The sequence below is a fragment of the Nocardia bovistercoris genome (assembly GCF_015674855.1).
GTDB classification, from domain to species: domain Bacteria; phylum Actinomycetota; class Actinomycetes; order Mycobacteriales; family Mycobacteriaceae; genus Nocardia; species Nocardia bovistercoris.
The window spans coordinates 351,093-364,561 of the sequence record NZ_JADMLG010000005.1 but is presented as its reverse complement, the minus strand read 5'-3'; the positions used below and the strand labels follow the sequence as shown (position 1 = coordinate 364,561).

Below are 13,469 nucleotides of genomic sequence, written 5' to 3'. Positions count from 1 at the left end.
TCCCAAGACAAAACTTAGCCTAACCTACATTCGAAAGCTGTCGACCAACTGCCAACCCACGGCACACCCACAAGGTTCGCGGCCGTCTCGCGTCCCAGCGGTCGAGACAAAGCGACGCAGGAGCAAGTATCGACCGCTGGGACGCGAGACCCCCAGGGCCGCGAACCCGCGGCGCCGAAGGCGACGCAAATAAACAAGGAGTGAGGATGACGGTTGAGGTTGTGCCGCTGCCCGAGGCGGAAGCGGGGAACCGGCCGCCCAAAGCGGTACTGAAGGCGCGCAAAGAACAGGAAGCCCTGGCGCGAAGAGAAATTCTCGCGCCGGTGCGCACGCAACTGCTGTGGGCGAGCCTCGTCATGGCCGTCGCCTCGGTCTGTTCGGTCGCTCCGGTGGTGCTTGTGGTCGAAGCGTGCCGGGAACTGCTGGCCGACCGGGTCGACACCGACAGGGTCTGGCGGCTGCTGGCGATCGCGGTGGCCCTGCTCGTCGCGCGCGCACTCCTGCAGGCGGTCGCCCTCACCTGGTCGCATCTGGTCGACGGCGGGTTCCAGCTGAGTCTGCGCAGGCTGCTGGCGGCCAAACTGGCTCGCGTCCCGCTCGGCTGGTTCGGCGAGCGCACCTCGGGCGAGGTGAAGAAGTATCTCCAGGACGACGTGGAGGCCCTGCACTATCTGGTCGCGCACGCGCGGCTGGAATTCGTCGGCGCGATCACGGTCCCGCTGATCACCCTCGGCTATCTGATCACGGTGGAATGGCGTCTTGCGCTCGTGCTGCTGTTGCCGCTGATCGCGTTCGCGGTGCTCTACAGCAAGATGCTGGATCAGGACGGCCGCGACCGCCTCGTGGTGTACACCCGGTCCGAGCAGCGAACCCAGCAGGCCGCGATCGAGTTCATCGACGGTATCCAGGTGGTGCGGGCCTTCGGTCAGGTCGGCAAGGCGCACAAGGAATTCCAGGACGCGGTCGATCATCAGGCGCGCAGTGTCGACCGGATGAAGACGCCGATCATGAAGGTGCAGTCGGCTTCCGACATCGTGGTCATGCCGGTGTTCGTGATGCTGGTCGTCGTCGTCGCGGGCTTGGCCGCGGTCGAACTGGACTGGGTGCGGTCCATCGACCTGGTGCCCTTCCTGCTGGTGGGACTCGGTCTCGGCAGTTCGCTGCTCGGTCTCGGTTACGGCGCACAGGCTTTGCGCTCGGCGGCCATCGCGGCGCAACGGCTGCACGAATTACGGCAGACACCGGAACTGACCGCGCTCGAGCCGGATTCCGATGAGCCCGCCACGGACGGCACGGTGCGCTTCGAAGGCGTCACCTTCGGATACCGCGCCGACCACGACGTGCTGCGCGATATCGATCTCACGCTGACGCCGGGCACCATCACCGCGCTGGTCGGGCCGAGCGGGTCGGGCAAATCCACGCTCGCCAAGCTCCTGCCGCGTTTCTACGATGTCGGTGCGGGCCGGATCACTATCGGCGGGAGGGATATTCGTGCGTATTCGACCGAAGACCTGTACCGCACGGTGGGTTTCGTCTTCCAAGATGTTCGGCTGATCCGCGGCAGCGTCCGCGACAATCTCCTGCTGGGACGCCCCGGCGCGCCGGACGAGGAGTTGGAACGGGCCGCGCGCGCCGCGCAGATCCACGACCGTATCGCGGCGCTGCCGCGCGGCTACGACTCCGAGATCGGCGTCGACGCGACGCTGTCCGGCGGTGAGGCGCAACGTCTTTCGATAGCGCGTGCCCTGCTGGCCGATACGCCGGTGCTCGTGCTGGACGAAGCGACCGCCTTCGCCGACCCGGAATCGGAGGCGGCGGTGCAGGACGCACTCGCGGTCCTGGTCGCCGGGCGCACCGTGCTCGTCATCGCGCACCGGCTGCACACCATCACCGGTGTCGATCGGATTCTGGTGTTGGAGAACGGAAGACTGGTCGAATCGGGGGACCACGAGAGTCTGCGCGCGGCGGGCGGCACCTATCAGCGGCAGTGGGAGATCAACGAGGCGGCGCTCAGTGACCTGGCGACGATCGAGAGTTCGGAGGGTGTTCGGTGATTCGCAAGGTACTCGGGCTCGTACCCGACCGGTTCGCGCACCTGATACCGCGCCTGTTCGCCGCGATCCTCGCGCAGGCGCTGTGTCAGGCGGTCGCCTATCTGCTGCTCTTTCCGGTGCTGGAAGCGCTGTTCGACGGTGAACTCGGCCGGGCTTGGGCGTGGACGCTCGGGATGCTGGTCGCGGTGGCGGGCGTCGTGGTCTTCGGCTACCTGCAGGCCGCGATCGGTCTGCGCGTCGGCGTCGGCATGCAGCACGGGTTGCAGACCCGGCTCGGCGATCATCTGAACGGGTTGCCGCTCGGTTGGTTCGAGACCCGCGACGCCGGACCGCTTTCGCGGCTGATGGTCGAGAATGTCCGTGAGGTGCAGGGTCTTATCGCCTACCTGATCGCGAAGGTGCTGACCGGGATCATCGTTCCGCTCGGTGTCGCGGTCGGCATGCTGTTCATCGATTGGCGGATCTCGCTGGCGATGTTGCTCGCGGCGCCGGTGCTGTATCTGGTCAACGGTCTCGCTGCGGGCGCGTACACGCGGGCGGACAAGCAGATGCACGCGGCGGCGGGCGAAGCCGATTCGCGGGTCATCGAATTCGCGCAGGCGCAGCCGGTGCTGCGGGCCTTCGGCGCGGTCGGTCGCGGGAATCGCGCGCTGGACGACGCGCTGGCCGGGCAGCGGGCGGCCGGTCTGCGGATGATCATCGCCAGCGTGCCGGGGCTCATCGTCTTCGCGCTGTTCGTGCAGGCCGTCTTCCTGGTCCTGGTCTACGTGGCTGTGGGGCAGGTCACCGGCGGCGCCATCTCGGCGTCGGCGGCCATCGCGTTGATCACGGTGAGTTCGCGCTTCATCGAGCCGCTGAACCAGGCCGCGCAATTGGGGAACGCGCTGCGTTCGGCCGCGGCCGCCGCCGACCGGATCACCGAACTGCTCGCCGAACCGGTGCTCGCCGAGGTGGATACAGCGGTGCATCCGGGTGCGCCTTCGGTGGTCTTCGACAATGTCTCGTTCGGATACCGTCCCGGCGAGCCGGTCGTTTCCGAGGTCACCTTCAGCGTGCCCGCGGGGACCACGACCGCGATCGTCGGGCCGAGCGGTTCGGGCAAGACGACAGTGCTGCGGCTCGCGGCCCGGTTCTACGACGCCGATTCGGGCCGGGTCGCGGTGGGCGAGCACGATGTGCGCGAGCAGCCGTCGGCGACGCTGTTGAACCAGTTGTCGCTGGTCTTCCAGAAGGTGTACCTGTTCGACCGCTCGGTGGCCGAGAACATCAGGATCGGCAAGCCGGAAGCCTCCGACGCGGAGTTGCGCGCGGCGGTCGAGGCGGCACGGGTGGACGAGATCGTGGAGCGGATGCCCGATGGTCTCGAGACCCGCGTCGGGGAGGGCGGCGTCGCGCTGTCCGGCGGTGAGCGCCAGCGTGTTTCGATCGCGCGGGCGCTGCTCAAGGATGCGCCGATCGTCCTGCTGGACGAGGCGACGAGCGCGCTCGATCCGCACAGCGAGGCGGTGGTCGTGCGCGGCATCCACGAGCTGACCAGGGACAAGACGGTGATCGTTGTCGCGCACCGGCTCGCGACCATCGCGCACGCCGATCAGATCCTGTTCCTCGAGGCGGGTCGCATCGTGGAGCGCGGCACGCACGAGGAACTGCTCGCGCGCGACGGTCGGTATGCCGCGTTCTGGAACGAACGCTCGCGGGCGGCGGGCTGGAGACTCGAAGCCGCGACCGTATGACGAAGGCGGGTGGCACGGTCCGTATGACCGCGCCACCCGCCTTTGTTCGATCTACCCGACTCGGCTAGGGCCACCGCCGAGCCGCGAACGCGTCACTTCCAGTAGGCGCGGGATTTCACCGCGGTCTTGGGAAGGTTGTGGATCGTCTTGAACGACTTGACGATCGACCGGGTGGTCGCGCCGTCGCAGGCGACCCAGCCGTAGGCGTCCTCGGCACAGGTGATCTCGGCGGCCTTCTCCCGCAACAGGCGACCGCTGTCGACCCGCTGCAGCCAGGTGGTCTCGTGATGCGGCTTGTTGCGCACGGGCAGGTCGCGATCGGATTCGTGCTGCCATTCCAGCCAAACCCGCGCGGGCGCGTCGCCGATGGCGTCGAGCAGCGAGTTGATCGCGGGCAGCGAGGCGGTGTCGCCGAAGATGAGGTATTCGCTCGGGGTCTCGGCCGGGAGTTCGAATTCCGAGCCGAGCACCGAGCTCTCGAGATAGTCGCCGACGACGGTGCGGGCGGCCCAGGCGCTTGCCGGTCCGCCGTGCAGCGCGAATTCGATGTAGAACTTGTCGTTCTCGGGGTCCTGGTCCACCAGCGTGTAGCCGCGGTGGTGCAGTTTGTCGGTGGTCGCGTCCGGAATCCAGAGGCGGATCCACTGGGTGGGGTGGACCGGATGGTCGGCGAGCAGGCCGCCCGCGTCGAAGCCGATGCGAATGTAGCTGTCGGTGATTCGCTCGGTGGAGGTGACGCGCAGTCGGTAGTCGTCGGCGCGCCAGATCTTCATGATGACGCCGTTGGTTCCTTTGCCCATGGGCCTAAGGTTAGCCTAAGTACACCGGATATGCGAGGTGGCGGCATTAGGTAAGGCTATGCAAATATACTGGGGCGTCACCCAGCTGTCCCGAGGTTGCTCGGACACCGACTGTTCGTTCCGGATTCTCGATCCGATGGCTGGCCGTCGGCGCTCGTGGATGGGAGAACCTGTGGACAGACTGCTGATTGTTGGAGCGGGCCCGAAGGCCATGGCCGTCGCGGCCAAGGCGCACGTCCTGCGCGAACTGGGTCTGCCCGCACCACACGTGACCGTGGTGGAATCCCATGCCGTCGGCGGCAACTGGCTGCCGAGCGGCGGCTGGACCGACGGGCAGCACCGGCTCGGCACCAGCCCCGAGAAGGACGTCGGCTTCCCGTACCGCTCCACCTGGGCGCGCGGCGACAATCGCGCCATCAACGCGGCGATGATGGCGTTCAGCTGGAATTCCTTCCTGGTCGAGCGCGGCACCTACGCCGAATGGATCGACCGGGGTCGCCCGAATCCGCACCACCACGTGTGGGCGAAATATCTCCAGTGGGTAGCCGCCAAGGCCGATGTCGACCTCGTCCTCGGCTCGGTGCGCAATATCGCGGTGGCCGAGTCGGGTTGGCGGGTTTCGGTGCGTCAGGCCGACGGCGATCGCACCATCGACGCCGATCGCCTGATGATGACCGGCCCCGGCAGCAGCAGACGCCCGCTGGCCGACCATCCCAAAGTGCTGAGTATCGCCGACTTCTGGGACCTGGCCGGACGCCGCAAGCTCCCGGTCTCCTCGCGCGCCGCGGTGATCGGCGGTGGTGAGACCGCCGGTTCGGCCATGGACGAGCTGGTCCGCCACGATGTGCTGACCGTCGCGGTGATCTCACCCGGCGCCACCATCTACACCAGGGGCGAAAGCTATTTCGAGAACTCCCTGTACAGCGATCCGGCCAAATGGAGCGCCCTGAGTTTCGAGGAGCGCCGAGATGTCGTGCGGCGCACCGATCGCGGCGTGTTCTCGGTGCGGGTGCAGGAGAATCTGTTGGGCGACAGTCGTGTTCACCACCTACAGGGTCGAGTCGTGCGCGTGGCCGAACAGGGCGAGGCGGTTGCCCTCACACTGCGCAACGGACGCCGCCCCGACCAGGTGCACGCCTTCGACCTGGTGGTCGACGCCACCGGCGGTGAGCCGCTGTGGTTCCTGAAGCTGTTCGGCGCCGACGCGGCGGATCTGGTCGAACTCGCGCTCGGCGGTCCGATCACCATGGGCAGGCTCGAAGCGTCGATCGGCCACGATCTGGCCGTGACCGGCCTCTCGTCCAAGCTCTACCTGCCGAATCTGGCCGGGCTCGCCCAAGGGCCGGGCTTCCCCAATCTGAGCTGCCTCGGCGAACTCTCGGACCGAATCCTGCAACCCGACATCGCGTCGACGCGCGCGGTGCACGGGCGGACGCGCGGTAATTCGGTGCTGCGCTGACGGTTCGAGTCCGCCGCCACCATCCCCTTCGAAAGTTGAGGTTTCATGCGAATTGTAATGTTCGGCTTCCAGACCTGGGGGTGCAGAACCCTGCAGGCGCTGATCGATTCGGAGCACGAGGTGACGCTGGCCGTCACACATCCCAGCAGTGCCCAGTCCTACAAGGCGATCTGGTCCGATTCCGTCGAGGAGCTGGCCGCACGGCATTCGATCCCGGTGCACCTGACCGAACGGGTGGACGCCGAGACCATCGACCTGGTCAAGCGCGCGGATCCCGAAGTGATCGTGGTGAACAGCTGGTACACCTGGATGCCGAAGGAACTGTGGGACCTGCCGCCGCACGGCACGCTCAACCTGCACGACTCGCTGCTGCCGAAGTTCACCGGCTTCTCCCCGGTGCTGTGGGCCCTGATCAGCGGCGCTTCGGAATTCGGTCTCACCGTGCACCGCATGGACGAGCAGTTGGACACCGGCGACATCCTCGTGCAGCGCGCGCTGCCGATCGGGCCGACGGCGACCGGCACCGAATTGGTCGAGGCCGGTATGGAACTGATCCCGGGCGCGCTCGGGGAGGCGCTGGCCGCGCTGGCGTCCGGCACCGCCGAATGGCGACCGCAGAACAAGGCCGAGCGCACCTACTTCCACAAGCGCTCCGATCGTGACAGCCGTCTCGACCTGTCATGGGACGCCGTCGATCTGGAGCGTTTCGTGCGCGCGTTGTCGGCGCCGTATCCGCGCGCGTTCAGCCACTACCGGGGAGAGCGGATCGAGATCCTTTCCGCGTCCGTCTCCGAGGCGCGCTACGGCGGCACGGCGGGCCGGGTGGTGGTGCAGGAGAGCGGCGGTGTCGTCGTCTGCGGGACCGACCCGATTCGCGGCGGCAATCACGGACTCGTGATCACGCGGGTGCGTACCGCGGATGGCAGCGAACACGCGGGAGCCGAGTTCTTCAGGCGCGGTGGTTATCTCACCGACTCGTCGGACTGATCGACGGGTGTCCGGAACGACCCGAGCCCCTACCGGAAGGAATTCGGTAGGGGCTCGGGTGTTCTCAGTCGCGGATCGCGGCGAAGATCCGCTGGTCGAGCAGGTGCATCGGGTGACCCGCCTCGGGCAGTGTCAGCATCGGGGTGAATCCGGAAGCGCGGAGTTCATCGTGCCATTCGCTCTCCCGCAGGAAGATTCGCTTACCTTCGCGGACGTCGTCGACGCCGGGATGCGGTTGGCCCGCGCCCGCCGACATGAGGAATTTCATCGACGTCAGCAGCTGGTAGTTCGCCCGGCACGCCTCGATGAAGATCACCGCGCCGCCCGGATCGATCAGATCGCGCAAGCGGCGCAACGCTTCTCCGATGTGGTGGGCGTTGTGCACGACATTCGCGGCGAGCACGATGTCGTAGTGCTGCTGACCGCTCAGGTCGGCGTTCAGATCCATGATTCCGTAACGCATCCACGGATACTCGGTGAACCGTTCCTGCGCCGCGGCGAGGAAGAAGGTCGACAGGTCGGTGAAGTGGTAGTCGACGGGCAGGCCGGGTAGGCCGCGCACGACCTCGTCGGTGGTGCCGCCGATACCCGCGCCGAGTTCGAGGATGCGGACCGGCGACCTGTCGCCACGTAGTCGCTCGACCAGTCCGGCCACGACCTCGCGCGCGGCGAGATTCAGGTAGTGGCTGATCGTGTTCTCGCGGTAGGCCGCTTCGGCGGTGAGCATGTCGCCGTCGGGGAACAGCAATTCCTGGACGCGGACCCGGTCCTGGGCGAGTTCGGTGAGGTGCGCGTTGGAACTCTCCAGGAAGGTCGCGAACTCGCGCGAGTATCCGAGGTCGGCCGACACCTCGAACAGGTCGGCGCGCACCGGCGTCGGCACCGGTCGCGCCGGTCGGTAGCCGCCCGGCGCGTCCAGGTCGAGGCATTCGTGCGCGGTGAGTTCGTCGAGCCAGCGCTGTAGCAGCCAGTGGTGTCGCGGTGCGAATTCCACTCGGGCCGCGATCTCGGCGGCGGTGTGGGCCGCGCCGTCCTCGAACGCGGGTCGCAGGGTGGACATCATGGCGTGCATGCCGAAGATGTCCAGGTCGACTCGCGCCGAGCGGATCCGCTCGATATCGGTATTCGGATCGACGGCCTGTTCGGCGACCTTTTTCGCACGCCGCGCGATATCGGCGGGCGTCGTGGCGACTTGGTGGCCCGTCCGAACCACCGTGGCGGCCCGGCGGACCGGTTTCGCCTGCGCCACCGGTGTGACGGCCTTCGCCGGGCCGGAATGCTTGCTCTCGAGTTCGACGACGCGGACGACATCGCGGACGCAGGCGCCGCCGAGTAGGTCGGCGACGGGCAGGTCGCAGTCGAATTCCGCGTTGACGCGGCGACGGAAGTCGAGAGCCTGCAACGAATCCAGGCCGAGGGCGACCATGGGCACCGTCGTGTCGATCGAGTCGGCATCGTCGACGCCGATGACTTCGGCGAGCAGCTTCACGAGCCGGTTCGACAGGTCGACCTGGTCGTGCCCCGAGACCGCCGGGGTCTGCGGCGTGGTGACCCGCGCGGTGATCGAAGGGGTGGTGAGCTGGGAGAGCAGCGGGCCGTAGCCGTAGGCGTCCAGCGCCGAACGCGCGCGGTCCCAGTCGAAACCGGCGACGATCACATTGCCGTCGCGTGCGCCGAGGCCGAGCGCGATGGCGTCCTCGGGGCGCATCGGAAGCGCGCCGACCCCGGCCAGTTTCGCGGCGCCGGAGATGCCGAGGTCGAGGTGGGCGGTCCACTGTCCCCACTGCACGGACACGCAGTCGAGTCCTTCGGCGCGCAGCCGGTGCGCGATGGCGTCGAGCATCCGGTTGGTCGCCGCGTACACGGCTTGACCGCGACCGCCGACCGTTGCGGCCATGGAGGAGCACAGCAGTACGCGGCAGTCATCGGTGCGCGGAATCGAGTCGAGCACGTTGGCGAGACCGATGATCTTGGCTCGGGAAGCCCGTTCGACTGTCGCCGGGGTGATGTCGGCGAAGTCGACGTCCGCGTAGTCGACCGCCGCGTGAATCACGAGATCGACCGGGGTGTCGAAGTGTTCGGATGCCGAACGGGCGACGAAGGTTTCGTCGCCGACATCGCCGGAGACCACCCGAATCTCGGCGCTACCCGCACGGCGGATGGCGGCCAACCGTTCGGCGACGGCGGGCGATTCGCCGGATCGGCTGACCAGTGTGATCCGCCGTGATCCGTTGCGCGCGAAGTGCTCACCGAACTCGAGGCCGAGTTTGCCGGTGCCGCCGATGATCAGGATGTTGTCGAAGACGCTGGCCGAAGTATCCGGGCGCGCAGGTTCGACGAGCCGCTTGGCGTACAGATTCCCCTCGCGCAGCGCGAGTTCCGTTTCGCCCGCGGTGTGTATCGCGGTGATGATCGCGGCAGCGGAGTCGGGTCCGTACTGTTCGGGGGACAGATCGAGGTGGCGGAACGCGATGCCGGGGTATTCGGCGCCGACGGCACGGAAACCCGCGCCCGCGGCGGCGTGCACCGGATGCGGCGGCGCGTCGCCGGTCACCACCGATTCGCCGCCCGCTGTGACGAGCCAGCAGTCCGTCACCGAGCCGGTCGGTCGCGGCCACCACGGGCGAGCGCCGAGGAATTCGGCGATCGCGGCAGCCGCGGCGCGGTCGTCCAGCGGCGTCGGAGCGGGCAGCACGATCAGGAGCGTGTCGATACCCGCTGCCTGTGTGTCGCTCGCGCCGACGGGGCTCGCGTCGGCGCCGTGCCGATCCGCGGCTTCGCACAGTGCGGCGATCAGGTCGGGGCGGTCGCCGGTGTGGTCGAAGATCCCGATCCGGCGCGGTGGCGACAAACTGCGCTTGGTCAGCCGGACCCAGTCCTCGACCAGCAATTGCGCGGGTGAGGTGAGCTCCGGTGCAGAGATTTCCGCCGCCGCCTCGATCCGCGCGGCCGGTGCGGGCGCGTCCTGCTGCGTCCTGGCTCGGTACGGCAGCCACAGCCGCAGTTCGTTCATCGGAACGTTCGGGAAGTCGAGCAGCGGAAGTGGCGGGGGTCCGGCGGTTTCCGTGTGCAGGCGATCCCACGGATAGTTCAGGTCGTGCACCGCGACGACGGCGAGATTACGGGTGAACTCGGTCAGGTCCGTGGCATCGCGGCTCGCGGTGCCGATCACCCTGGTCTCGCGACCGTCGGCGAGCAGGCTCACGTTCTCCTGAACCGACAGTTGCAGTGTCGGGTGTTCGGCGAGTTCGACGAAGGTGTCGGCCTCGTTCGCCATGGCCGTCGCGATAGCCTTGTCGAATCGAACGGCGTTGCGCAGGTTCAGGAACCAGTAGTCCTCGGGCGAAAGATCCTGGGGGATAACGTCGCCGAGGGTTGCACCGATGCAGGGGATCTCCGAGGCGAGGAAACTCGGATTGGTCAGTCGGTTCCGCACGGTGTCGCGCAGGGCGTCGCGGAACTGATTGACCATGCCGGTGTGCGCCGGGTACCGGACGCGGATCAGCCGGGCGAAGGCGCCGCGCTCGGTGAAGTCCGCCACCAGATCTTCGACGGTGGCGCGGTCGCCCGAGATACCGACCATGCGCGGCGCGTTGACCACCGAGACCTGTGCCCAGCCCGACTGGCGCGCGAGTACGTCCTCGCAGTCCTCGCGGCTCGCGGCGACCACGGCCATCGCGTAATCGTCGGAGGAGATGTCGTCCACGGCACGCGCGCGGGCGCCGACCACCAAGGCCGCGTCGGCCTGGCTCATCGTGCCGGACACGTAGGCCGCGGCGATCTCGCCCTGGCTGTGCCCGACGGTCACGGCAGGCTCGACGCCGACGGCTCGCCACATCGCGGCCATGGCGGTCATCTGCATGAACAGGGCGGGCTGCACGATCTGCGCGCCGTCGTCGGCGGGGGTGTCCGGGTCGAGCAGGTAGGAGCGTGGCGATGCGCCGAACAGTTCCTGGAAGATCGCGTCGCAGCGGTCGACCTCGGCGCGGAACGCGGGCGCGGATTCGTAATAGAGCCTGCCCATTCCGGGGCGCTGACCGCCCTGACCGGGGAATACGAACGCGTGTCGCCGCGCGGCGGCGGGGGCTTCGGTGCGAATCAGCGACGGGTGCGCCGCGCCGTCGACGACCGCGCGCAATGCGGCGGCGAGTCCGTCGCGGTCGGTGACCATGGCGAGGGCGCGGTGCTTGCGCGGTGCGCGGGTGCGGAACAGCATCGCGGCGACGCGCTGCGGCGAAACCGCTGGATGGTCTTCGGAATAGGCGAGGACCGCCGCGGCGTCTTCACGCAGCAGGTCCGGCGTGTCTGCCGACAGGAGCACCGGGACGGTGCCGTCCGGCAGGCGATAGTCAGAAATCGTCGGTCTCCTCACGAGCGGGAATCGCAACAATGGCGTGCGCGTTGGCGCCGCCCGCGCCGAACGAGGACACGGCGCCGTAGCGCACGCCGTCCTTCGGTTCCCACGGTTGCAGTTCGGTGGCCAGACGCAGGTTGGACCGGTCCCAGTCCACTTTCGTGGTCGGGTTCTCGGCGAACAGGCTCGGCGGTATCTGGCCGTGATGGCCCGCGAGCAGCAGTTTGATCAGTCCGAGCATGCCGGCGGCGGCCTGCGCGTGTCCGGCGTTGGATTTCACCGAACCGACGAGCGCGCTGGATCCCGCCGCGCCGTAGGTGTTCTGGAGCGCGTTCAGTTCGACCGGATCGCCCGCGCGGGTCGCGGTGCCGTGGCCCTCGATCATCCCGATATCGGCCGCGTCGATGTCGGCGGCGCGAATCGTCTTGCGGACCAACTCTTCCTGCGCGTGCGTGCGCGGGACGAGAATCGGTTTGCCCTTGCCGTTGTGGTTGGTGCGGGAGGCGAGCAGGCGGCCGTAGACGCGGTGTCCGAGGCGTCGGGCCCGCGATTCGTGTTCGACCACGACGACGCCCGCGCCCTCGCCCCACAGGGTGCCCGAGGCGTCGTCGGCGTAGGAGCGGCAGTGGCCGTCGTCCGACAGCGCGTTGAGCTTGGCGAATTCGTAGAACGCGGCGGGTGATCCCATCACGCAGACCGCGCCCGCGAGCGCCCATTCGCATTCCCGCGCGCGCACGGCGGTGGCGGCTAGGTGAACGGCGGTCAGCGACGAGGCGCACGCGGAGTCCACGCACATCGACGGCCCGGAAAGGCCGAGCGCGTGCGAGATCCGGCCCGCGACGCCGAGTTGTCCCCAGCCGACGACGCGATGACCGGTGTAGGGGGTGATCGACGCGGTCGCCGGGCCGTACTCCATCGGTGAAGCGCCGATGAAGCATCCCGCGTCCGCGCCGTCGAGCGCCGCCGGGTTGATGCCCGCGTTCTCCAGCGCCCGCCACGCCACCCGCATGCCGACGCGCTGCTGCGGGTCCATCGAAACGGCTTCGCGTCGAGTGATTCCGAAGAAGGCCGGGTCGAATGCCGCAGCCCCTGCCAGGAATCCACCCGAGTCGGTGATACTGCCCCAGTCGTCGCGTTCGGCCAGCGCCAGCATTTCCTCGATCGGCCATTCCCTATCGGTGGGGAAAGGGCCTATCAATTCCCGTGATTCGGCGAGTGCGGACCAATAGGACTTGGTGCTGTCGATACCGCCGGGCGCCTCGATGGCCATGCCGGCGATGACGACGTGATCGTCGCTCACGCTGTCCGCTCCCGCTGCGCCGCGGGCGCCAGTAGTTCCGCCACGGCGTCGACGTGGTGGTTGAGGTAGAAGTGGCCGCCGTCGAACATGGTGACCTCGACGCTGTCGGAATGCTTGCCCCAGGCGTAGAGGTCGCGCATGGTGACGATCGGGTCCTGGTCGCCGCAGATGGCCTGGATCCTGGCCGCGACGCGCACGGTGTCGGGGCAGGAGTAGTCGTCGAACGCCTGGTAGTCCCGTTTGATGACGGGCAGCGCCAATCTCATGACCTCGCGGTCGGCGAACACGTCGGCGTCGGTGCCCTCCAGCATGCCGAGGTGGCTGAGGATTTCCTCGTCCTCGGTGGGATGCCTCGGTTTGTCCGCGACGTGGCATGGCGCGACGGCCGCGGAAATGGTGAGTTGGCGCACATCGATGCCATCGGCTTCGGCGAGCCGTACGAATTCGAACGAGACCAGCGCGCCCATGCTGTGGCCGAAGGTGACCAGCGGAACCCCGCGATTGTGTTCCGAGGTGCGGAATTCCTCGAACGCCCCCGCGGCGATCTCGGACAGGGTGGTCAATCCGGGTTCGCCAGCGCGGTCCTGGCGGCCGGGATATTGGAAGACGACGACGTCGAAATTCTTGCTGAACGCCTTGGAAAGCGTGCGGTACGCCGAGGCGCCCGCGCCCGCGTGCGGAAAGATCAGAAGCGGAGGCTGATCAGGTGATTCGGGTTTGTGGAACTTCCGAATCCACCTCGGTCCGTGCTGCATGCTCTACTCCACATCTCGATATCTCCC

General features: G+C 67.8%; 8 protein-coding genes. 4 read left to right on the top strand and 4 right to left on the bottom strand.

Features of this window, described 5'->3' with window-relative positions; translation table 11 throughout:
- Nucleotides 1-206 precede the first annotated feature (206 nt).
- Both IT779_RS15255 and IT779_RS15250 read left to right on the top strand, forming a co-directional pair.
- On the top strand, nt 207-2,054 hold the full coding sequence (locus tag IT779_RS15255; RefSeq protein WP_196149957.1) for an ABC transporter ATP-binding protein: 1,848 nt from the start codon (nt 207-209) through the stop codon (nt 2,052-2,054).
- Entirely contained in the window at nt 2,051-3,787 is a 1,737-nt protein-coding gene (locus IT779_RS15250; RefSeq protein WP_196149956.1) for an ABC transporter ATP-binding protein, read from the top strand. Before IT779_RS15255 ends, IT779_RS15250 begins: the two co-directional genes overlap by 4 nt.
- A 92-nt stretch (nt 3,788-3,879) precedes the next feature.
- On the opposite strand, the gene IT779_RS15245 is transcribed toward IT779_RS15250, so the two are convergent.
- Nucleotides 3,880-4,587, bottom strand: coding sequence for a siderophore-interacting protein (locus IT779_RS15245; protein WP_196149955.1), 708 nt, complete (start codon nt 4,585-4,587; stop codon nt 3,880-3,882).
- A gap of 172 nt (nt 4,588-4,759) precedes the next feature.
- Here IT779_RS15245 and IT779_RS15240 point away from each other — a divergent pair, with 172 nt between their 5' ends.
- Together IT779_RS15240 and IT779_RS15235 are read left to right on the top strand one after the other, a co-directional pair.
- Nucleotides 4,760-6,046: a SidA/IucD/PvdA family monooxygenase gene (locus IT779_RS15240; protein ID WP_332838810.1), complete on the top strand. Its 1,287-nt coding sequence runs from the start codon at nt 4,760-4,762 to the stop codon at nt 6,044-6,046.
- A 45-nt stretch (nt 6,047-6,091) separates the two neighbouring features.
- Nucleotides 6,092-7,033 (top strand): methionyl-tRNA formyltransferase, encoded by a 942-nt coding sequence (locus IT779_RS15235; protein WP_196149953.1) that lies wholly within the window; start codon nt 6,092-6,094, stop codon nt 7,031-7,033.
- Nucleotides 7,034-7,097: 64 nt separating this feature from the next.
- On the opposite strand, the gene nbtC is transcribed toward IT779_RS15235, so the two are convergent.
- The 3 genes from nbtC to IT779_RS15220 are packed head-to-tail and all read right to left on the bottom strand — an operon-like array spanning nt 7,098 to nt 13,442.
- Nucleotides 7,098-11,327 (bottom strand): nocobactin polyketide synthase NbtC, encoded by a 4,230-nt coding sequence (gene nbtC / locus IT779_RS15230; protein ID WP_408637759.1) that lies wholly within the window; start codon nt 11,325-11,327, stop codon nt 7,098-7,100.
- Nucleotides 11,328-11,382: 55 nt separating this feature from the next.
- Complete coding sequence (locus tag IT779_RS15225) at nt 11,383-12,687, bottom strand: beta-ketoacyl [acyl carrier protein] synthase domain-containing protein (protein ID WP_196149951.1); 1,305 nt, start codon at nt 12,685-12,687, stop codon at nt 11,383-11,385.
- A complete protein-coding gene (locus tag IT779_RS15220; protein ID WP_196149950.1) occupies nt 12,684-13,442 on the bottom strand; it encodes a thioesterase II family protein in 759 nt (252 codons plus the stop codon). Before IT779_RS15220 ends, IT779_RS15225 begins: the two co-directional genes overlap by 4 nt.
- Nucleotides 13,443-13,469: the final 27 nt, after the last annotated feature.